Origin of the sequence: Neorhizobium puerariae, assembly GCF_042429745.1 — a bacterium.
Classification (GTDB): domain Bacteria; phylum Pseudomonadota; class Alphaproteobacteria; order Rhizobiales; family Rhizobiaceae; genus Neorhizobium; species Neorhizobium puerariae.
Genome location: NZ_JBHMAA010000077.1, coordinates 68,353 through 87,768, shown reverse-complemented (window position 1 = coordinate 87,768; position 19,416 = coordinate 68,353). Strand labels below are relative to the sequence as shown.

At 60.1% G+C, this 19,416-nt stretch carries 16 protein-coding genes; 6 read left to right on the top strand and 10 right to left on the bottom strand.

Features of this window, described 5'->3' with window-relative positions; translation table 11 throughout:
• Window positions 1-43: 43 nt before the first annotated feature.
• The 3 genes from ACFFP0_RS31420 to htpX form a co-directional block, all read right to left on the bottom strand.
• Entirely contained in the window at window positions 44-1,726 is a 1,683-nt protein-coding gene (locus tag ACFFP0_RS31420) for a heparinase II/III family protein (protein WP_377266289.1), read from the bottom strand.
• Window positions 1,727-1,825: 99 nt separating this feature from the next.
• A complete protein-coding gene (locus ACFFP0_RS31415) occupies window positions 1,826-3,193 on the bottom strand; it encodes an RsmB/NOP family class I SAM-dependent RNA methyltransferase (RefSeq protein ID WP_377266161.1) in 1,368 nt (455 codons plus the stop codon).
• A 35-nt stretch (window positions 3,194-3,228) separates the two neighbouring features.
• Window positions 3,229-4,206, bottom strand: a complete 978-nt coding sequence (gene htpX, locus ACFFP0_RS31410; RefSeq protein ID WP_377266160.1) for a zinc metalloprotease HtpX — start codon at window positions 4,204-4,206, stop codon at window positions 3,229-3,231.
• Between the two features lie 111 nt (window positions 4,207-4,317).
• On the opposite strand from htpX, the gene ACFFP0_RS31405 reads away from it, so the two are divergent.
• Window positions 4,318-4,536: a DUF1674 domain-containing protein gene (locus ACFFP0_RS31405; protein WP_377266288.1), complete on the top strand. Its 219-nt coding sequence runs from the start codon at window positions 4,318-4,320 to the stop codon at window positions 4,534-4,536.
• A 104-nt stretch (window positions 4,537-4,640) separates the two neighbouring features.
• Complete coding sequence (locus tag ACFFP0_RS31400; protein WP_377266159.1) at window positions 4,641-5,087, top strand: thermonuclease family protein; 447 nt, start codon at window positions 4,641-4,643, stop codon at window positions 5,085-5,087.
• Between the two features lie 37 nt (window positions 5,088-5,124).
• On the opposite strand, the gene acs is transcribed toward ACFFP0_RS31400, so the two are convergent.
• Entirely contained in the window at window positions 5,125-7,077 is a 1,953-nt protein-coding gene (acs, locus tag ACFFP0_RS31395) for an acetate--CoA ligase (protein WP_377266158.1), read from the bottom strand.
• Between the two features lie 220 nt (window positions 7,078-7,297).
• Between acs and ACFFP0_RS31390 the strand changes: the two genes are divergently transcribed.
• Entirely contained in the window at window positions 7,298-8,005 is a 708-nt protein-coding gene (locus tag ACFFP0_RS31390) for a DUF1013 domain-containing protein (RefSeq protein ID WP_377266157.1), read from the top strand.
• 60 nt (window positions 8,006-8,065) lie between these two features.
• Here the strand turns inward: ACFFP0_RS31390 and ACFFP0_RS31385 are convergent, their stop codons facing one another.
• Both ACFFP0_RS31385 and ACFFP0_RS31380 read right to left on the bottom strand, forming a co-directional pair.
• Entirely contained in the window at window positions 8,066-10,003 is a 1,938-nt protein-coding gene (locus ACFFP0_RS31385; RefSeq protein WP_377266156.1) for a propionyl-CoA synthetase, read from the bottom strand.
• A gap of 112 nt (window positions 10,004-10,115) precedes the next feature.
• On the bottom strand, window positions 10,116-10,775 hold the full coding sequence (locus ACFFP0_RS31380) for a YggS family pyridoxal phosphate-dependent enzyme (protein ID WP_377266155.1): 660 nt from the start codon (window positions 10,773-10,775) through the stop codon (window positions 10,116-10,118).
• A gap of 186 nt (window positions 10,776-10,961) precedes the next feature.
• Between ACFFP0_RS31380 and leuS the strand changes: the two genes are divergently transcribed.
• From leuS to holA, 3 genes are read left to right on the top strand one after another with little or no spacing between them, the layout of a single operon-like run.
• Window positions 10,962-13,592 (top strand): leucine--tRNA ligase, encoded by a 2,631-nt coding sequence (gene leuS, locus ACFFP0_RS31375; RefSeq protein ID WP_377266154.1) that lies wholly within the window; start codon window positions 10,962-10,964, stop codon window positions 13,590-13,592.
• Between the two features lie 40 nt (window positions 13,593-13,632).
• A complete protein-coding gene (locus tag ACFFP0_RS31370) occupies window positions 13,633-14,142 on the top strand; it encodes a hypothetical protein (protein WP_377266287.1) in 510 nt (169 codons plus the stop codon).
• Window positions 14,130-15,161: a DNA polymerase III subunit delta gene (holA, locus tag ACFFP0_RS31365; protein WP_377266153.1), complete on the top strand. Its 1,032-nt coding sequence runs from the start codon at window positions 14,130-14,132 to the stop codon at window positions 15,159-15,161. The genes ACFFP0_RS31370 and holA overlap by 13 nt, the downstream gene beginning before the upstream one ends.
• A gap of 10 nt (window positions 15,162-15,171) precedes the next feature.
• Here holA and ACFFP0_RS31360 read toward each other — a convergent pair whose 3' ends face one another.
• From ACFFP0_RS31360 to mnmG, 4 genes are read right to left on the bottom strand one after another with little or no spacing between them, the layout of a single operon-like run.
• Window positions 15,172-16,050 (bottom strand): ParB/RepB/Spo0J family partition protein, encoded by an 879-nt coding sequence (locus tag ACFFP0_RS31360; RefSeq protein ID WP_377266152.1) that lies wholly within the window; start codon window positions 16,048-16,050, stop codon window positions 15,172-15,174.
• 28 nt (window positions 16,051-16,078) lie between these two features.
• Window positions 16,079-16,870, bottom strand: coding sequence for a ParA family protein (locus ACFFP0_RS31355; RefSeq protein ID WP_377266151.1), 792 nt, complete (start codon window positions 16,868-16,870; stop codon window positions 16,079-16,081).
• Between the two features lie 14 nt (window positions 16,871-16,884).
• Window positions 16,885-17,502, bottom strand: coding sequence for a 16S rRNA (guanine(527)-N(7))-methyltransferase RsmG (gene rsmG / locus ACFFP0_RS31350; RefSeq protein WP_377266150.1), 618 nt, complete (start codon window positions 17,500-17,502; stop codon window positions 16,885-16,887).
• On the bottom strand, window positions 17,502-19,376 hold the full coding sequence (gene mnmG, locus ACFFP0_RS31345; RefSeq protein WP_377266149.1) for a tRNA uridine-5-carboxymethylaminomethyl(34) synthesis enzyme MnmG: 1,875 nt from the start codon (window positions 19,374-19,376) through the stop codon (window positions 17,502-17,504). Before mnmG ends, rsmG begins: the two co-directional genes overlap by 1 nt.
• Between the last annotated feature and the right edge of the window lie 40 nt (window positions 19,377-19,416).

Below are 19,416 nucleotides of genomic sequence, written 5' to 3'. Positions count from 1 at the left end.
GAATGACGACATGCGAGCACGAATGATCAGGACGCGATGCGCGTTAATCGCCGCGCCTCAGCATCCAGCGGATCTCGCTGGTCTCCGGCGGGGAAAACTCGATCACGAGCTGCTGGCTCGGCCTGACACCGGAGACATCCGCAAAGAAGATATCCTCCTCGATGAAAACCTCCAGGCCGGGGGAGGCGAATGTCCAGGTTTCCCCGTCCGGAGCCCGCATGACGACGCTTTCCCTGTCTCGCCGTGAAAGCGTGACGACCGGATGGATGTGAAAACGCGCGACAGCTATGAAAGGCCCGTTCCTGGGGCCTTCGCCATTGGGCAGGAACAGCCGGTCGTGGCCCTTGATCTTGTCGCCCTTGGCGTTGAGGCCGATCTCCCGCTCATGGAAATAGCCGAATTCGCGAACATAACCGTCGTGGCTCGCGCGCAGCCAGTCATTGCCATGTGCATCATCCCTTCGCTCGAACTCCACCTCGGACACGCCGCCGATCAGGATGGGCCCGGCGAGCCGCGACCGGACGATGCGGCTGGAAGAGGTTTCATTGAGCGTTACGGTCGAATGCGCTGCCGTCGACCGGGCGACCTGCCTGTAGTTTCGGCTGGCATATTTCGGTGCACCGCAATTGACGATGAAACGGTGCCGGCCGGCCGACATCTCGAAGGACAGGCAACCGGCATGCCCGCCGCGGGAGAGCTCGGTCGAAAGCGGATAGCCGGTATCGACGATCAGCGTGGTCCCTTCCGCCGAAAGCCGGTGATAGTTCATGTGCGGCAATGCTTTGAACGGCTTGCCTGCAGTTTCGTCATATCTCAGCACCGACATCAACTCGCTTGCCGGTGTCGAGCTCGCTCCGTTGAACAGAGCCAGATCGCCATCCTGGTGGCGGAAGAACCGAAGCGCCGGATACATGCGATCGATGGTCGGAATGAGCTTCTGCGGCAGGTCGTGACCGAGATTGATATAGGTCTGACGCAGGGGCAGGAGATCGATGAGCAGGTCGAGAACGGTGCGGGGGCTGCGCGATATATGGCCGCCATCCGCGAGGATCTGCCGTTCCAGCTCGCGGTCGAGCCGGACGCCTTCGCGACGAATGTAGGCGGCCCGGGTCGGCATGGAGATCGACGCCATTGCGAGGGCGATCCTGAGCTTCAGCCGGGTATCGCCCTCCGGCGTGCAGCCGGCTATCTTTCTCAGGTATCGAACCTGATAGGCTAGGCTCTTCATGAAGCGCCGGTAGAATCCCGCTTCCGCCCCCTGCAGCACGACAGTCGAATGGGAGAGCCAGGCAACCACCCGTTCCGCTGCGATGTTCGCCTCCCAGGCCAGGCCTTTCGGACGCCGTCCGTGCAGCGCAATCCAGTCGGAAACGATGTGCCGCACATGGGCACAGGCCTCCTCCGTCTTGTTGGTGCGGATATGCCTGAGCCAGGCGAACGAATGCAACCGTTCGGCGAAGGCGCGCGACGGAAGTTCGACGGAGAAAGGCGATTGGCCGTAGGTTTCCAGAATCCGGCCGGCCAATGGAAAGCGGCCTTCCAGAATCTCTTCCGCGACAAATGGATCAAGCGCTCTCAGGTCCGTTGGCGCAACAATCAGCCGATCGGGGACCTGCAGGGCAGACGACGTCAAGGCCAGGCGAAATCCGGCCGACCGCCGGCAAAGTCGGCGCCAGATTTCCCGCATGCCGTAGGAGAAAAGCCTCCGGCGATCCGCGAGCCGCATCATCAATCTGGAACACTCCGCAGGAATTCAGTCTTCGCCTGACCGGCAAGAATCACTTTAGATCATTCGAAAGAATGATCCCGTATGGTGAATAAAGCCTTACTGGAGCTGCAGCACGCTCGCGAAGAACCCGTCCATTCCGCCCACAGAATTTTCATCGCCCGGCAGCATGGCTGGCGTGGTTCGGAACTCGCCGAGAGGAGAAACGGCCTCCTCCAGTCCGGGCCAGTCCTTCGGATCGACGGGCAGCCGCTTCAGCCGTGGATGCGCCTTGAGCACCCGCGCCACCAGATCTTCTCCTTCCGATGGATCGAGGGAGCAATTGGAGAAGACCAGAATGCCGCCCGGCCTCACCAGCGTGACCACATGGCGCAGCATCCTTTCCTGCAGCGCCGCAAGCTTGGCGATATCCTCCGGTCCCTTGGTCCATAGCACGTCCGGATGCCGGCGCGTCGTGCCCGTTGACGAGCAGGGCGCATCGAGCAGAATGCCATCCAGCAACTCCGCGGGCCGGAAATCGAAAAGATCGCCCCCCACCAGCTCGGCCTCCAATCCCAGGCGAACCAGGTTTTCCTTGAGCCGGGCAAGACGGTTGGCGGATTGCTCCACCGCCACGACATGCGCCCCCGCAAGGATGAGCTGTGCCGTCTTGCCGCCGGGCGCGGCGCAAAGGTCGGCTATTCTCTTGCCCCTGAGGTCGCCGAACAGCTTGGCAGGAATGGTGGCGGCGGCATCCTGCACCCACCATGCGCCTTCTCCAAAGCCCTCAAGCGAGGATACCGCGCCTTCAAAGGCGCCCAGGCGCACGCTGCCCGTCGGCAGCACCCTGCCACCGAGCTTCTCCGCCCAGGCTGCCGGATCGGACTTCACCGTCAGGTCGATCGCCGGCGGCACGAGCTGCGCCTCGGCGATATGCGCAGCCCCCGCTTCGCCATAGGCGGCGGCAAGACGCTCGCGGAACCAGGTCGGCACCGGCGAAACGGTGGCGACCCTCAAGAGCACCTCGTCCTTTTCGCGCACCAGCCGTCGCAATACCGCATTCACCAGCTTGGCGAAGCGTCGGTTGCGCGGATCGCGGTTGGCTTGCTCGACAGCGAGGTCGACGGCCGCATGGGAGGGCACGTCGAGATAGAGGATCTGCGTGGCCGCGATGACGAGCACATGATGGAGGGCGCGAGCACCCTCCGGCAAGGGCGTATCGATGAGGGAGGCTATAGCCGCTTCTATGCGCGGCAGATGCCGAAGCGCCGAAATCAATATGGCGCGTGTCAGCGCCCGGTCTGCGTCATTGAGTGCCTTGTAGGCCGGGTTGCCATGAACCGGATCGAGCATCCCGTCGAGCGAAATCCTCCGGTCGATGACCGCGGCGAGAAGCTTGGCGGCAGTGGCCCGGACTTCCAGCCCCGGCTTGTGGGTTCCCCGGTTGTCACCGTCGGGGAAAGAAGCCGGTTTCCGGCTATGTTCCATTGGTTTGGCAGGCTTTTTCTTCTTCTTCTTGTCGTTCAAGACCAGGGACCTTTGCGCGGTTCATCAGAGCCGCGGCCCCAAACGGAATTGGCTCCGGTATTCGGAACGGAGCGCGCGGTGCGCTGCGGTCTATCAGTCCGGAACCCGCCCGTCGAGGCATCGCCCCGGAACTCGCCCGCCATCTGCTGCAGGGCGGCAATGCGGTTTTCCGTGTTCGGATGGGTGGAGAACAGGTTGTCCATACGCTCCCCGGAGAGCGGATTGATAATGAACATATGAGCCGTGGCCGGATTACGTTCGGCCTCATAGTTGGGGATGGCATGCGCCGCGCCGGCGATCTTCGCAAGCGCCGAGGCAAGCCAGAGCGGATTGCCGCAGATTTCGGCGCCGCGACGATCGGCGGAATATTCGCGTGTGCGGCTGATGGCCATCTGCACCAGCATCGCGGCAAACGGCGCGACGATCATCGCCACCAGCATGCCGACGATGCCCAGCGGATTATTGTTGTTCTCGCGATTGCCGCCGAGGAAGAAAGCGAAGTTGCCCAGCATGGAGATCGCGCCGGCAAGCGTCGCGGTGATCGTCATGGTCAGCGTATCGCGGTTCTGGATATGCGCGAGTTCATGCGCCATCACGCCCGCGACTTCCTCATGCGTCAGGCGCCGCAAAAGTCCGGTCGATGCAGCGACAGCGGCATTCTGCGGATTGCGGCCTGTTGCAAAGGCGTTCGGCTGCGGGTTGTCGTAGACATAGACCTTCGGCATCGGCAGGCCGGCATTGGCCGCCAGATCCCGGATCATGTTGTAGAATTCCGGCGCAGTGCGACCGTCGACTTCCTGGGCGTGGTAGGCCGAGAGCACCATCCTGTCCGAATTCCAGTAGGAAAACAGATTCATGCCGGCAGCGATCAGAAGCGCGATCAGCATCCCGCTCTTGCCGCCGATCAGGAACCCGACCCCCATGAACAGGGCCGTCATGAAGGCCAGAAGCATGGCGGTGCGCATCACATTCATCGTCATCTCTCCTGTTGCCGGGCTCGTCCGGGGTTTTCCCTCGCCAGCGAACGTCCTATCATGTGGTCAATTCAACCACAGTTTTCAATAAACCATCCAGTGGTGCAAAAGATGCAAAACGCAGATAACGACAATATCGAGACGGCATCGGAAAGCGATGCCGCCGGGAAGCCGTTGTCGCCGGCGGCGCAGCGGGCCTTGAAGGAAGCCGAGGAACGGCGGCAGGCTGCTGTCAACGTGGAGATGCCGCAGGAAGTCGGCGGACGCGGCGGCGCAGACCCCGCCCGCTTCGGCGATTGGGAAATCAACGGACGCGCCATCGATTTCTAAAAGGGATGCCGAAATGTCGCGCCCGTTTCACGCTTCATTCCGCCTCAATGGCATAAGTAAATATTCCTATTGACTTTGACCGGATGACGGAATTTATTCCTTTCATGGTCAAGGTGTTTCTGATTCTCGCTGGTCTGGCTGCGGCATTCGGTGCCGAGGCGCTGGCACGCGACGAGATATCGGGACCGGTCGCAGCCGAAATCCTGCGCATCGTCGATGGCGATACGCTGCTCGTCGAGGCGCAACCCTGGCCGCAACAGAAGATGGAAGTCTATGTCCGTATCCGCGGCATCGATACGCCGGAACTGCATTCGAAATGCGTAGGCGTCCGGCAGGCCGCATTCGATGCGCAACACGCGCTGGAGGCGCTCACAGCGACATCGCACCGAATCCAGCTCACCCGCATTTCCGGAGACAAGTATTTCGGCCGCATCGTTGCCGATGTCACGCTGTCCGACGGCCGGAGCGTTGCCGACGATCTGCTTCTTGCCGGTTTCGCGCAGTCTTATGATGGCGGCCGCAAGCCACGCCTCGCCTGCGAGACGAACTGAAAGGCCGCCCGGCTTCCCGGACGGCCCTTTTTGGTGATCAGCCCGCCTTGTTCTGGCGGTTGGCGATCAGATCGTCCACGACCCCCGGATCGGCGAGTGTCGAGGTATCGCCCAGAGAGCCGAAATCGTCTTCGGCGATCTTGCGCAGGATGCGGCGCATGATCTTGCCGGAACGGGTCTTCGGCAGGCCGGGCGCGAACTGGATCTTGTCCGGTGCCGCGATCGGGCCGATTTCCTGGCGAACGTGCTTGACCAGTTCCTGTCGCAGCGCGTCCGTGCCCTCGTTTCCGGCCATCAGCGTGACATAGCAATAGATGCCCTGACCCTTGATGTTGTGCGGATAGCCGACCACCGCGGCCTCGGACACCAGATGGTGCGAAACGAGCGCGGATTCGACCTCGGCCGTGCCAAGGCGGTGACCGGAGACATTGAGCACGTCGTCGACGCGGCCGGTGATCCAGTAGTAGCCGTCCTCGTCACGCCGGCAGCCGTCGCCCGTGAAATATTTCCCCTTGTAGGTCGAGAAATAAGTCTGCACGAAGCGCTCGTGGTCCCCATAGACCGTGCGCATCTGACCGGGCCAGGAATCGGTGATGCACAGATTGCCGTCGGCAGCCCCTTCCAGCACCTTCCCCTCGTTGTCGACGAGCTGTGGCTTGATGCCGAAGAAAGGCGTTGTCGCCGAGCCCGGCTTCAGATCGGTCGCGCCCGGCAGCGGCGTGATCATATGCCCGCCGGTTTCCGTCTGCCACCAGGTATCGATGACGGGGCAGCGCTGCTCGCCGACCACGTTATAATACCATTCCCAGGCTTCAGGGTTGATCGGCTCGCCCACCGTGCCGAGCAGGCGCAGGCTGGAGCGGGAGGAACGCTTCACGAAATCGTCCCCGGCTCCCATCAGGGAGCGGATCGCCGTCGGCGCGGTGTAGAAGATGTTGACCTTGTGCTTGTCGATGACTTCCCAGAAACGCCCCTGGTCGGGGAAATTCGGCACGCCCTCGAACATCAATGACGTGGCGCAGTTGGCGAGCGGACCGTAGACGATGTAGGAATGGCCGGTCACCCAGCCCACATCGGCCGTGCACCAGTAGATATCGCCGTCATGATAGTCGAAGACATATTCATGGGTCATCGCCGCATAGACGAGATAACCGCCGGTCGTGTGCAGGACACCCTTCGGCTTGCCGGTGGAGCCGGACGTGTAGAGGATGAAAAGCGGGTCTTCCGCCTTCATCTTCACCGGCGGGCAATCCGGCTTCACACTGGCGATCTCCTGATGATACCAGAGGTCGCGCCCCGGCGCCCAGTTCGTCTTGCCGCCCGTGCGGCGCACCACCAGGACCTTGTCGACCGTCACGTATTGCCGGGCCGCGATGTGAATGGCGGTATCGGTATTTTCCTTGAGCGGCACCGGCTTGCCACCGCGCACGCCCTCGTCGCAGGTGATCACGAAGGTGGACTGGCAATCGACGATTCGCCCGGCGAGAGCTTCCGGCGAAAAGCCGCCGAAGACCACGGAATGCACGGCGCCGATGCGGGCACAGGCGAGCATCGCGTAAGCCGCTTCGGGGACCATCGGCATGTAGATGGTGACGCGGTCACCCTTCTTGACGCCATGCTTCTTCAGCACGTTCGCAAGCCGGCAGACCTGATCGTAGAGCTGATTATAGGTGATCTTCTTGTCAATGTAAGGGTTGTCGCCTTCCCAGATGAGCGCGGTGCGCTCCCCGTGCGTCTTCAGATGCCGGTCGATACAGTTATAGGAAACGTTGGTGAGGCCGTCCTCGAACCACTTGATCGAAACCTTGCCCTTGAAGGAGGTGTTCTTGACCTTGGTGTAGGGCTTGTACCAGTCGATGCGCCGGCCATGCTTGCCCCAGAACTTGTCCGGATTCTCGATGCTCTCCTCGTACCACTTTTCGTATTTTTCCTTGTCGATCAAAGCTCTCGCTTTGGTAGACTTGAGCACTGGATAAACCTTTTCGGACATGAATACCTCCCATTCGAAACGCCAAAGCAGGTCCGACTTCAGCGATATGTGCCGCATTCATAACAGGTGGTGCAAGCCCGACAATTAGACGAAGGGGTATTTTGCCCGGAGATTTGCAATTCTGTCCCAATCCGGTTATAGAGCCACATGAATTCCCGGAAATTGTGGTTGATACCCACGGCCCGCGACACCGGCGCGGACGGACAGAGGAACTATATCCATGGCTCAACAATTGCTTATGCCGAAGGCAACTGCCGTCTGGCTGGTCGACAATACGGCACTTTCCTTCGATCAGATCGCCCAGTTCTGCAAGCTGCATCCGCTCGAAGTGAAGGCGATTGCCGACGGCGAAGCGGCACAGGGCATCAAGGGCCTCGATCCGATAGCCACCGGTCAGCTTTCCCGCGATGAGATCGCCCGCGGCGAAGCGGACGTGAACTACAAGCTGAAACTCTCCGAGCCGAAAGTGCGCGTACCGGAATCGAAGCGCCGCGGCCCGCGCTATACGCCGGTTTCCAAGCGCCAGGACCGTCCCAACGCCATCCTCTGGTTGGTCCGCAACCATCCGGAACTCAAGGACGCACAGATTTCCCGCCTCGTCGGCACCACGAAGTCGACCATCGAACAGATCCGCGAGCGCACCCACTGGAACTCGGCCAATCTGACGCCGATGGACCCCGTAACCCTCGGCCTCTGCAGCCAGATCGATCTCGACCTCGAAGTGGAAAAGGCTTCCAAGGGCCGTCCGCTGCCGACCGCAGCCGAACTCGGCGCCTCGCTGCAGCCGGCATCCGAGACGGAAAACCTCGGCTTCAGCTATCGCAGCGAACGCGAGGAAGACGAAATCGACGCGGATGCGGTTTTCAAGAAGCTCAGCTCGCTGAAATCCACCCGCCGCGAAGAAGACGAGGACGAAGACCGCTTCTGAGCGGCTTCGGACCAGACGGAAAAAGCCTCGGATCGCTTCCGAGGCTTTTTGATTCGTCTCTCAGGCGGTTTGCCTGAACCCGCCTGTTTCATGCGCATAACCGTTGGCCTTGAGGATCGCCGTGATCTCGTCAAAGATCGCCGGATCGTCGATCGTCGCCGGCATCTTCCAGGGCATCCCGTCGGCGATCTTCTGCATCGTGCCCCGCAGGATCTTTCCGGATCGGGTCTTGGGCAGCCGGTCGACCACCATCACCGTCTTGAAGGCGGCGACCGGGCCTATCTCGTTCCGGACCAGATCCACGACCTCCTTCTTGATCATCCCGTGGTCGCGCGTGACATTGTGCTTCAGCACCACGAAGCCGCAGGGGACCTGGCCTTTCAGCGCGTCCGCGACCCCGATGACGGCGCATTCGGCAACGTCCGGATGCATGGCGCAGACTTCTTCCATCGAGCCGGTCGAGAGCCTGTGCCCCGCACAGTTGATGACGTCGTCGGTGCGGGCCATGACGAAGACATAACCGTCCTCATCGACCATGCCGGCATCCGCCGTCTTGTAATAACCCGGAAACTCTTCGAGACATGCTTTGCGGAAGCGGTCGTCAGCCTCCCAGAAGCTCACCAGGCAGCCGGGCGGCAGGGGCAGCTTGACGACGATATTGCCGAGCGTGCCAGCCGGCAGCGGGTGTCCGGCGTCGTCCAGGACATCCAGCGCATAACCCGGCATCGGCCGGGTGGGCGAACCGTGCTTGACCGGCATCAGGCCAAGCCCCACCGTATTCGCAGCCATCGGCCAGCCCGTTTCCGTCTGCCACCAGTGATCGATGACCGGAATCCGGAGCTGCTGCTCGGCCCATTTCAGCGTTTCGGGATCGGCTCTCTCCCCGGCGAGAAACAGTGCCTTCAAGGTGGAGATATCGTATTTGCCTATATACTCCCCTTCCGGGTCCTCCCGGCGGATCGCGCGGAAGGCAGTGGGGGCAGTGAAAAGAACCTTGACGCCGTGGTCGTTGATGACGCGCCAGAAAGTCCCGGCGTCCGGAGTGCCGACCGGTTTTCCTTCGAACAGCACACTCGTGGTGCCGGCCAATAGCGGCCCGTAAACGATATAGGAATGGCCGACCACCCAGCCGATGTCGGAGGCGGTCCAGAGAACATCGCCCGGCTTCAGCCCGTAGATGTTCTCCATGCTCCACCGCAAGGCCACCATATGTCCGCCGTTGTCGCGTACCACGCCCTTCGGCTGCCCGGTGGTTCCCGATGTATAGAGGATGTAGAGCGGATCGGTTGCCTTCAACGGTACGCAGGGTACCTGGGTGCCGTTGACCTTTTCCGCCTCGATCGCCTCGGCGAAATTCCGGTCGCCATGTTCGTAGCGCAGGGGGGCATGCAGCTGGTCGCGCTGCAGGATCAGGCAATAATCCGGCTTCACCTTCGCCATGTCGACGGCCTGGTCCAGAAGCGGCTTGTAGGCCACCACCCGTCCGGGTTCCAGGCCACAGCTTGCGCTGATCACCACCTTCGCCTTGGAATCGTCGAGGCGCGCTGCAAGTTCGTGAGCCGCAAATCCTCCGAAAACCACCGAATGGATCGCGCCGAGCCGCGCGCAGGCGAGCATCGAAAACACCGCCTCGGGTATCATCGGCATGTAGATGATGACCCGGTCGCCCTTCTCCACGCCATGATTGCGCAATACGGCGGCAATCGCCTGGACCTCCGAAAGCACCTGATCGTAGGTGAAGGTTTTCTTGTCTCCCGTCATGGCGCTGTCATAGATGTAGGCAAGACTTTCACCCCTGCTGGAAGCGACATGCCGGTCCAGGCAGTTGTAACAGGTGTTCGTCTCGCCATCGGCGAACCAGCGCCCGTAGACGCCCTGGTCCTCGTCGAAGATCCTGTCGGGTTCCTTGAACCAGTCGACCGCAGCGGCAGCCTCGCGCCAGAAAACCTCCGGTTCCTTCTGCCAAGCCTCATAGACGCTGGGAAAGCGGCTCTGCATCTGTACCTCCCGTCACAAACCAGCCTAGATCAGCCAATCTAGGGCGCGGGAAGAAAGGGGGGAACCCCGACGAAAGCGCTAGAAGGAGCGGTACAAATTTGACAAAAGTCTATTATCGCGCGCCGAAGATGGCCGAGCCGACACGCACGCTTGTCGCGCCGAAGGCGATTGCCGTCTCGAAATCCCCCGACATGCCTATGGAAAGTCTTTCGACGGCGCTTTCCCGGGCAAGCTTCGCGAGCAGGGCGAAATGCGGTCCGGGATTCTCCTCCGCCGGAGGAATACACATCAGCCCTTCGATCGTGAGCCCAAGCTCCTTGCGGCAGAACTCCACGAAGGCCGCCGTCCTTTTCGGCTCGATGCCGGCCTTCTGCGGTTCCAGCCCCGTATTCACCTGCACGTAAAGCCTGAGCGTTACGCCTTGCTTCTTCATCTCGTCGGCAAGCGCCCGGGCGATCTTCTCCCGGTCGACGGTCTCGATCACATCGAACAGCGCTACCGCGTCGGCCGCCTTGTTGGATTGCAGCGGGCCGATGAGGTGCAGTTCGATATTCGGCGTTTCGGCTTTCAGCCCCGGCCACTTGCCCTGGCTTTCCTGAACCCGGTTTTCACCGAACACGCGCTGACCTGCCGCGATCACCGGACGGATATGCTCGGCATCAAAAGTCTTCGAAACCGCGACCAGCGTAACCGATCCCTTCGGCCGTTTCGCCTGGCGCTCCGCCGCCCCGATCCGCTCTCTGACATCCTGAAGCCTCTGTTCGACGCTCATGATCACCTTCCGTATTCTCGCCCCGTCTTTCTTGTGAGATCAGCGAGTAGCTCTCATATAAGCTTCTGCCAAGGGCACATCGTCCGAAACTTGGCCCTTCCCGGCCCGCAAAACTTGACGCTTGCGGGGTTTCATGGTGAAGGTCTCGCCGACTCTTTATCTTGATTTTCCCGGAATATCATCGAAATGGCGACTGAACGTTACAATCCGCGCGATGCCGAGCCTCGCTGGCAGCAGAAGTGGAACGAGGCCAAGGTTTTCGAAACCGACAACACCGATCCGCGCGAGAAATATTACGTTCTTGAGATGTTCCCTTACCCGTCGGGCCGCATCCACATGGGCCATGTGCGCAACTACGCCATGGGCGACGTCGTTGCGCGCTACAAGCGCGCCCGCGGCTTCAACGTCCTGCACCCCATGGGCTGGGACGCTTTCGGCATGCCGGCGGAAAATGCGGCACGCGACAACAAGGTCCATCCGAAATCCTGGACCTACCAGAACATCGCGTCGATGAAGACGCAGCTGAAGGCTATGGGCCTGTCGCTCGACTGGTCGCGCGAGTTCGCGACCTGCGACGTCGACTATTACCATCGCCAGCAGCACCTTTTCCTGGACATGATGGAAAAGGGCCTCGTCTATCGCAAGCAGTCGAAAGTCAATTGGGACCCGGTCGACCAGACCGTTTTGGCCAACGAGCAGGTCATCGATGGCCGCGGCTGGCGTTCCGGCGCATTGGTGGAACAGCGCGAGCTGGTGCAATGGTTCTTCAAGATCACCGACTTCAGCCAGGATCTGCTGGACGCGCTCGACACGCTCGACCAGTGGCCGGAAAAAGTCCGGCTGATGCAGAAGAACTGGATCGGCCGCTCCGAAGGCCTCACCATCCGCTGGGAAATCGTGCCGCAAACGGCACCGGCCGGCGAGGGCGAAGTCGTGGTCTATACGACCCGTCCTGACACATTGTTCGGCGCCTCCTTCCTGGCGATTGCCGCCGATCATCCGCTGGCCAAGGCGGTCGCGGCATCGAATCCGGCTATCGAAGCCTTTGCCGAGGAATGCCGCCGGCAGGGTACATCGCTCGCTGCGCTGGAAACCGCCGAGAAAAAGGGCATGGATACCGGCATCCGGGTAAAACATCCGCTTGACCCCTCCTGGGAGCTGCCGGTCTATGTCGCGAACTTCGTGCTGATGGAATACGGCACGGGGGCGATTTTCGGTTGTCCGTCCGGCGACCAGCGCGACCTGGACTTCGCCCGCAAATATGGTCTGCCGGTCGTTCCGGTCGTCATGCCGAGGGATGGCGATCCGTCGACCTTTACCGTCGGCGACACCGCCTATGTCGATGACGGCGTGATGATCAACTCCCGCTTCCTGGACGGCAAGACGACTGAGGAAGCGTTCGAGGTCGTCGCCGCACAATTGTCCAGCGCATCGCTCGGCAACATGCCGCAGGCGGAGCGCAAGGTGAATTTCCGCCTGCGCGACTGGGGCATTTCCCGCCAGCGTTATTGGGGCTGCCCGATCCCGGTCATCCACTGCGACGACTGCGGCGTCATACCGGTGCCGAAGAAGGATTTGCCGGTGCGCCTGCCGGACGACGTGACCTTCGACCAGCCGGGCAATCCGCTCGACCGTCATCCGACCTGGCGGCATGTTGCTTGCCCGAATTGCGGAAAGGACGCACGCCGTGAGACGGACACGATGGATACGTTCGTCGATTCGAGCTGGTATTTCACGCGCTTCACCGCGCCGTGGGAGAACGAACCGACCGATCCGGCCGCGGCCAATCGCTGGCTGCCGGTCGACCAGTATATCGGCGGTATCGAACACGCTATCCTGCACCTGCTCTATTCGCGTTTCTTCACCCGCGCCATGCGCGAAACGGGCCATGTGGACGTGAAAGAACCCTTCAAAGGTCTCTTCACGCAGGGCATGGTGGTGCATGAAACCTATCGCCGCGGCTCCGGCCCGAACGGCGAATGGGTCTCGCCGGCCGACATCCGCATCGAGGAAATTGACGGCAAGCGCCGTGCAACCCTGCTCCTGACCGGAGAAGACGTGACGATCGGCTCCATCGAGAAGATGTCCAAGTCGAAGAAGAACGTCGTGGACCCCGACGACATCATTGCTTCCTACGGCGCCGATACCGCACGCTTCTTCGTATTGTCCGACTCGCCGCCCGACCGCGACGTCATCTGGTCCGAAGCCGGCGTCGAAGGCGCCCACCGTTTCACGCAGCGCCTCTGGAGGCTGATTTCCGAGGCGGCTGACAATCTGGCGAAGGCCGCGCCGGCTCCGGCCACGAAGGGCGAAGCTCTCGCGATCTCCCAGCTTGCCCACCGGACGCTGAAGGCGGTTCAGGGAGATTACGATAAACTCTCCTTCAACAAGGCTGTCGCGCGCATCTATGAGCTGGTGAATGCCCTGGCTGCTCCGCTCGCCAAGGTCGCTGCCGGAGAGACTGACACTGCCTATTCTGCCGCCGTCCGCAACGCAGCGGAAATCCTCATCCAGATCGTCGCGCCGATGACACCTCATCTGGCGGAGGAATGCTGGGCCGTGCTCGGCAACAAGGAACTGCTTGCCAACGCGGCATGGCCCAAGCATGACGAAGCGCTGGTCGTCGAGAACGACGTCACGCTGCCGGTTCAGATCAACGGCAAGAAACGAGCCGAATTGACAATCGCGCGCGACGCGGATCAAAGTGCGGTCGAAGCTGCGGTTCTGACGCTCGATGCGGTGAAAGCGGCTCTTGAAGGCCGGGCGCCGAAAAAGATCATCGTTGTCCCACAGAGGATCGTGAACATTGTCGTTTGACCGCTCTTTCCGCCGCATCGGGCTCCTTTCCGGCCTGGCGATGCTCGCAGTTCTCGCCGGTTGCCAGGTGCGTCCGCTTTATTCCGAAGCCGGCGGCACGGGAGAACGGCTGGCCTCCGTGGGCTTCTCGCATCCCGGAAGCCGGATCGACCAAGTTATCCGCAATCACCTGGTCTTCCTGACCTCCGGTGGGGCGGGCGAGTCCAAACATGCGGCTTACGATGTGAAACTTACGGCCAAGAGCACGGCCTCCAGCATCATCGATGACGAAGACGACGACAACGTCTCCGCGACCGGCGTGCCGCTTCCGGGACGTGTCCAGGTCGAAGCCACCTATACGCTGACGCGCTTGAGCGATGGACAGGTCCTTAAATCGGGCAAGCGGGAGGTCGTTTCCCTTATCGACGTTTCGGGCCAGGGTTTTGCGAAACTGCGTGCCATCCGGGATGCCGAGAACCGCGCCGCAAGGGAACTGGCTGAATTCATCCGTGCCGAGATCGCCATTGCCTTGGCGCGCGAACCTCAGCCACAAGCGACATGGCAGAAATAAAATCGCACGAGTTCGACCGCTTCGCGGAAAAAGGCGCCGAACTTTACAAGATCTTCATAATATACGGACCCGATCGCGGCCTCGTTTCGGAGCGGGCCGCAGTGCTCGCCGGCAAGACCGGCGTCTCTCAAGACGACCCGTTTGCCATGCTGAAGCTCGATATTTCCGACCTTCAGGGCGATCCCGGCCGCCTTCTGGATGAAGTGAATGCCCTTGGACTTTTTGGCGGCAGCAAGCTGATCTGGTTACGTGGCGCAGCAAATGAAAAGCAGCTACTCGACGCGATCCAGATTCTTGCGGATGGCCCGCCGCCTGCAAACGTCCTGATCGTCGAAGCGGGCGACCTCAAGAAAGGCAGCGGTCTGCGGAAAATTGCCGAGCCGGCGAAATCCATCGCCGTGATCCCCTGTTATGCGGACGACACGAGGGCGCTGAACAGCCTTGTCGATACCGAATTGGGAAACGAGGGTCTCAGGATAAGCCCCGCTGCACGCCAGAAGCTGCTGGATCACCTTGGCGGCGACCGGGTAGCTTCCCGCAATGAGATCCGCAAGCTGGCTCTCTATTGCCGCGGCATGGGAACCGTGGAGGAAAACCACATTGACGAGATCATCGGCGATGCGAGCGGTGTTTCCGCCGACGAAGCCGTCGATGCGATCTTGAGCGGCGATCTTGCCGGTCTCCAGCGCGCCATCCAGAAGGTCCTGACGTCGAAGACGCCGATCTTTCTCGTCCTTCAGTCATGCCTGAAACAATTCCAGATGCTGGATCTGATGAAAGCCGAGATGGAAGAAAAGAAACTTCCGACCGCCCAGGTCATGGCCACACTCGGCCGCCATATCCATTTCAAGCGCAAGCCAATCGTGGAAAAAGCACTGAGAAACTGGAATTCCCAAGCACTTTCCCGTGAAACCGAGCGGCTTCAGGCGGCCGTTCTCATGTCCCGCCAGAAGCAGACGTTGGAGCCAAGCATCGCCTTCCACACGCTGATGGCAATCGCCATACAATCAAGCCGTTGAATTCACTGTATTATCGCCGTTCCAGGAGCCGGCATATCTCTTCCAGTTGCTCCAGCGTACGGTAACCGATGCGCACATGACCGCCCCCGTTTTTATGGCTGATCTTGACCTCCAATCCCAAGGAATCCGATAGCGTCCGCTCCAGCGCGAGCGTATCGGAATCTTTTTGTTCCGCTTTCGAAACGGAACCCGGTTCGGATTGGGCCTTGATGTCATTCTGAGCCAGCCGCTCCGCATCGCGAACCGACATGCCTTTTGCAATAATTGTCCGAGCCAGCGCCGCCGGATCGGAGGTGGTAACAAGTGCGCGCGCATGCCCAGCCGATAAGCTTCCTGCGGCAAGCATATCACGAACCGGATCAGGTAATTTCAGCAGACGAAGGCTGTTAGCCACATGGCTTCGGCTTTTGCCAATAATTTCACCAAGATCGTTCTGGGTATAACCATGCTCCGCAATGAGCTGCTCATAACCCATCGCCTCTTCCAGGGGATTGAGGTCCGAGCGCTGAACGTTCTCGACGATAGCGAGTTCCAGTGCGGTCCGGTCATCGACATCACGAACGATGACCGGGATATCGACGAGACCTGAAAGTTGAGCCGCACGCCATCTCCGCTCACCAGCGATGATTTCGTATCTTTCGCCTCTCGGCCTGACAACAACCGGCTGGACAATCCCGTGCTGCCGGATTGAGCTTGCCAGATCCTGCAGCTCGTTCTCGTCAAAACTCCGGCGCGGGTTCTTCGGATTTCGAGAAACGTGCTCGATCGGCACCATCCGATCCGGATTGACGCTGCGCGGCGCATTCTCCGCCGGCAACGGTTGATCCATCTCACCAATCAGGGCCGCAAGACCGCGGCCAAGTCGCCGCTTGGAAACATCGTCGTTCATGCTCATTCACCTGTCAATCTGCGGCCTTTTAGGCGGCTTTTCGCCTCCGCTCCCGCTGGATCACCTCCGACGCCAACTGGAGATAAGCCTGGCTGCCAGCGCATTTCAAATCATAAAGAATAGCAGGCTTGCCATAAGAGGGGGCTTCCGATACGCGCACATTTCGGGGAATCAGGGTGTGATAGACCTTTTCCCCCAGATAGGTACGAACATCGCTGACCACTTGCTGGGCAAGATTGTTGCGAGCGTCGAACATGGTGAGCACAATCCCCTGGATGTCCAGAGAGGGATTGACCGTCCGGCGCACCTGATCGACCGTTTCAAGCAACTGACTCAATCCCTCAAGCGCAAAGAATTCACATTGCAGGGGAACGAGTACAGAATGCGCAGCCGTCATGGCATTCATGGTCAACAGATTGAACGAAGGCGGGCAATCCAGCAGGATATAGGAATAAGCGCTTGCTTCGTGATCACCCAACGCCCGGCGAAGCTTGAAGGCTCTATCGGAAGATTGGGCAATCTCCATCTCGAAACCAAGCAAGTCCATGGTCGAAGGGACAATGGACAGGTTCGGAACGGCCGTCTCCAGCGCCGTTTCCGCAATGGTATTGTAACCCATCAGAAGATCGTAGGAAGACAGCTTACGGTCCTTGCGTTCGATACCCAGGCCTGTACTCGCATTGCCTTGAGGGTCCAAATCCACGATGAGGACATGCTCACCAATTGCCGCGAGTGCGGTAGCGAGATTGATGGCGGTTGTCGTTTTGCCAACGCCGCCCTTTTGGTTGGCTATCGTAATGATCCGGTTCTTTTCGAACATGCCACACCTGAAATCTAGGGTTCTTTGTGCCTTAAATTACCAATTTCGAGGACAACGGAATCTGACTCGACGGCACTCCGGTGTTTTACCAGATCGAAGTCCCAGCGGCCACGGGCTTTTGCGATTTCCGCGGAGTAATCCCGTCCTTTATGAAAAAAGGCTCGCGTACGTTCCTCTTTCAACCAGCCAGCAGAATAGGAAAGAAGCTGGTCCAGCTCCGCTAGCGCGCGCGCGGAAATCCGATCACATTCGGGAATCGACGCATATGTCTCTTCAATCCTCACGGGATGTACGGAACCTCGGGCACCAGTTTCACTGAGAGCGACTCTGAGGAAAGCAGCCTTTTTCTGGTTACTTTCCACAAGATGAACCCATCCGTCCTCTCCCTCAGCGAGAAGAATGGCCGTTATCACTCCGGGAAAACCACCTCCAGACCCTAGATCTACCCAGCGAAAAGGCCCCGGGGAAAGCTGAAAAATCTGCGCGCTGTCCGCAATATGCCGCCGCCAAAGTTCATCGACCGTCGAGGGCGCAACAAGGTTTATCGTCTTGGCCCATTTCTGAAAAAGGCCAGAGAAATGCTCCAGCCTTTGTTGCGTTTCACGTGAAACACTCTCGCCGTTCAGCAACATCAGGAGACCCGCTTGACGCGATTGGCAGCCTCTTCCTTACGAAGAAGTGCAAGAATAAGAGCCAGCGCAGCGGGGGTCATCCCATCGACTTTCGAAGCCTGAGCCAGATTCGTCGGGTTTGCAACCGTCAATTTCTGCTTCAATTCGTTGGACAGGCCAGGAAGTGCCGAAAAATCAAAGCCTTGCGGTATGGCACGCGCCTCGTCGCGATGGGTCGCGTCGATATCGGCCACTTGCCGGTCCATGTAAACCGCATAGGTGGCCTCTATTTCCAGAGCTTCGCCGATCCGGCCCGGGAGTTTACCGAGATCCGGCCAGATCGTTGAAAGCGTTTGCAGAGATTGTTCCGGATATGCCAGGATTTCATAAGCCGTCCGGCGCTGTCCGTCCTGATTCATCTTGAAGCCATGTCGACCGGCTTCGCTTGGCGTCAGGCTCAAAGCCTGAAGGAGTCCGCGGCCACCGTCGAGTAAACGTTTGTACTCGTCGAACTTCTTCCTGCGTTCCTCGCCCACGCATCCGAGCTCGATCCCCTTATCGGTTAGCCGGCTATCCGCGTTGTCGGCCCGAAGAGACAGCCGATATTCCGCGCGTGACGTGAACATGCGATAGGGCTCGGTGACACCACGAGAAGTGAGGTCATCGATCATGACACCGATATAGGAGTCAGCACGACTGAAATAATAAGCCTCCTCGCCGGCTGCCCGCCGCGCCGCGTTAAGGCCGGCAACCAGGCCCTGTGCAGCCGCTTCCTCGTAACCCGTCGTGCCGTTGATCTGCCCCGCAAGGAAAAGGCCGGGCATTTTCTTGACCTCCAGGGAGGCGGTCAGCTCCCGTGGATCGACGTGATCATATTCAATGGCATAACCCGGCTGCAGGATCGTTACCGCCTCCAGGCCGGGAATGGTATGAATAAATGCCTCCTGCACATCGGCGGGCAGGGACGTGGAGATACCGTTCGGATAGACCGTCGCATCGTCCAGGCCTTCCGGCTCAAGAAAGATCTGATGGCCGTCGCGTTCACCGAAACGAACGATCTTGTCCTCGATGGAAGGACAATAACGCGGACCCACGCCCTCGATCTGGCCGGAATACATGGCGGATCGGTGGATATTCTCAGAGATGATCCGATGGGTTGCTTCCGTTGTTCTTGTAACGCCGCAGGCAATCTGGGCTGTCGCGATCCGGTCCGTCATGAACGAGAACGGGACGGGTTCTTCATCCGCCTCTTGGCGGCCAATCGCGCTCCAGTCGATCGTCCCCCCGTCCAGGCGCGCCGGTGTGCCGGTCTTCAAACGTCCCAGACGCAATCCAAAACGTGCCAAAGTGCCCGACAGGCCCATGGAAGGTGCTTCACCGGCCCGGCCCGCTGGTATCTTCTGATCGCCAATATGAATTAGCCCCTTCAGGAAAGTACCGGTCGTCAGGACAACCGTTCCGCATCCGAATCGACGGCCGTCCTTTAGAACAACGGCCGCAACGCGCCCTTCCTCGATCGAAAAATCGAACGCATCGCCCTCAATGACAGCCAGATTGCGGTGATCCGATATCTCCCGCTGCATCGCCAAACGATACAGCTTTCGATCGGCCTGCGTTCTAGGCCCACGGACAGCAGGCCCCTTCTTTCTGTTAAGGAGGCGGAACTGGATGCCCGCTTCATCAGCGACGCGGCCCATCAGCCCATCCAGGGCATCCACCTCCCGAACAAGGTGACCTTTTCCAAGCCCGCCTATGGCGGGATTGCAGGACATGACGCCGATCGTTTCCTGCCTGTGGGTGATCAGGGCCGTGTTTGCGCCCATGCGCGCAGCGGCACTTGCCGCCTCGCATCCCGCATGCCCACCACCGATGACAATTACGTCGAATGTCGTCATTTTCAATTGCTCCATGAAACCACGCAGCGCGACGTTTCAC

Excerpts from the sequence above, each read along its gene's own strand:
- acs (WP_377266158.1), bottom strand. The coding sequence starts at position 7,077 with ATGTCCGAAAAGGTTTATCCAGTGCTCAAGTCTACCAAAGCGAGAGCT.
- ACFFP0_RS31380 (WP_377266155.1), bottom strand. The coding sequence starts at position 10,775 with ATGAGCGTCGAACAGAGGCTTCAGGATGTCAGAGAGCGGATCGGGGCG.
- holA (WP_377266153.1), top strand. The coding sequence starts at position 14,130 with ATGGCAGAAATAAAATCGCACGAGTTCGACCGCTTCGCGGAAAAAGGC.
- rsmG (WP_377266150.1), bottom strand. The coding sequence starts at position 17,502 with ATGTTGCTGAACGGCGAGAGTGTTTCACGTGAAACGCAACAAAGGCTG.
- ACFFP0_RS31415 (WP_377266161.1), bottom strand. The coding sequence starts at position 3,193 with ATGGAACATAGCCGGAAACCGGCTTCTTTCCCCGACGGTGACAACCGG.
- ACFFP0_RS31370 (WP_377266287.1), top strand. The coding sequence starts at position 13,633 with ATGCTCGCAGTTCTCGCCGGTTGCCAGGTGCGTCCGCTTTATTCCGAA.
- ACFFP0_RS31385 (WP_377266156.1), bottom strand. The coding sequence starts at position 10,003 with ATGCAGAGCCGCTTTCCCAGCGTCTATGAGGCTTGGCAGAAGGAACCG.
- mnmG (WP_377266149.1), bottom strand. The coding sequence starts at position 19,376 with ATGACGACATTCGACGTAATTGTCATCGGTGGTGGGCATGCGGGATGC.
- ACFFP0_RS31405 (WP_377266288.1), top strand. The coding sequence starts at position 4,318 with ATGCAAAACGCAGATAACGACAATATCGAGACGGCATCGGAAAGCGAT.
- ACFFP0_RS31400 (WP_377266159.1), top strand. The coding sequence starts at position 4,641 with ATGGTCAAGGTGTTTCTGATTCTCGCTGGTCTGGCTGCGGCATTCGGT.
- ACFFP0_RS31360 (WP_377266152.1), bottom strand. The coding sequence starts at position 16,050 with ATGAACGACGATGTTTCCAAGCGGCGACTTGGCCGCGGTCTTGCGGCC.
- leuS (WP_377266154.1), top strand. The coding sequence starts at position 10,962 with ATGGCGACTGAACGTTACAATCCGCGCGATGCCGAGCCTCGCTGGCAG.
- htpX (WP_377266160.1), bottom strand. The coding sequence starts at position 4,206 with ATGAATGTGATGCGCACCGCCATGCTTCTGGCCTTCATGACGGCCCTG.
- ACFFP0_RS31390 (WP_377266157.1), top strand. The coding sequence starts at position 7,298 with ATGGCTCAACAATTGCTTATGCCGAAGGCAACTGCCGTCTGGCTGGTC.
- ACFFP0_RS31355 (WP_377266151.1), bottom strand. The coding sequence starts at position 16,870 with ATGTTCGAAAAGAACCGGATCATTACGATAGCCAACCAAAAGGGCGGC.
- ACFFP0_RS31420 (WP_377266289.1), bottom strand. The coding sequence starts at position 1,726 with ATGCGGCTCGCGGATCGCCGGAGGCTTTTCTCCTACGGCATGCGGGAA.